Origin of the sequence: Frankia sp. AgKG'84/4, from assembly GCF_023242965.2 — a bacterium.
Lineage (GTDB): Bacteria > Actinomycetota > Actinomycetes > Frankiales > Frankiaceae > Frankia.
This window is the reverse complement of the sequence record NZ_JALKFU020000914.1, coordinates 1-808: the sequence shown is the minus strand read 5'-3', so window position 1 is coordinate 808 and position 808 is coordinate 1. Positions and strand designations below refer to the sequence as shown.

The 808-nt window shown below is 75.6% G+C and carries 1 pseudogene; it reads left to right on the top strand.

Annotation, left to right across the window (positions count from 1 at the left end):
• Positions 1 to 808: pseudogene (locus MXD58_RS26005) on the top strand (toll/interleukin-1 receptor domain-containing protein); the annotation flags it as partial.

Genomic DNA, 808 nt, shown 5'->3' with positions numbered 1-808 from the left:
GGCGCGACGCCGGCCCGCGGCCGCTGTTCCCGAGTCCCCGCCCCGCCGCCGAGGACTTCGCCGCTTCCAGTGGCACGATCATCCGGTCGATCCTGGACGGATGGGTGGGCCGGGCGCAGCTACCCTCGATGGAGGTACCGGCCATCCTGCGCCGCCAGCTCGGCCACCGGCTCGCCCCCGGCGGCGCCCTGCTGCGCGCCGCGGACGCCCACCGCGGCCCCACCGTCGCTGTCGAGGACGAGGACGACCCGCTGCCCAACCCGTTCGCGCTGGTCCTCGACACCGACGGGCCCGGCCTGGCGCGGCTGCCCACGTTCATCGGCCGGGCCCACGGCGACCTGCACGTCGAGAACGTCCTCGTCCCGGCCGCACTCCAGGACGTCGCCGGGTCCTACCGGCTCATCGACCTGGCCCGCTACCGCTCCGACGCCGTGCTCACCTGGGACCCGACCCATCTCGTGCTGCACGTGCTGGCCCGCACGCTGGTCGATCTCTCCCCGAGCCAGCGCGGCGCCACCATCGACCTGCTGCTCGACCCGGACCTCGACGGCGCGCTCGTCCCGCTGTGGCTGTCGTCGTTCGTCGGCGCGGTGCGCACGGCCTGCGAGGACTGGGCGCACCAGGCCGACCTGGTCGACCAGTGGCGCGACCAGGTGCCGCTGTCGGTGCTGGCCGGCGCGCTGACCTGCTTCGCTCGCCCGTCGACCCGCACGCAGGACCGCGGCTGGTTCCTGCGCCTCGCCGCGAACGCCGCCGCCGTCGTCCTCCACCGTCACCAGGACCACGCCCACCGGGGCGTGGTCCGGCC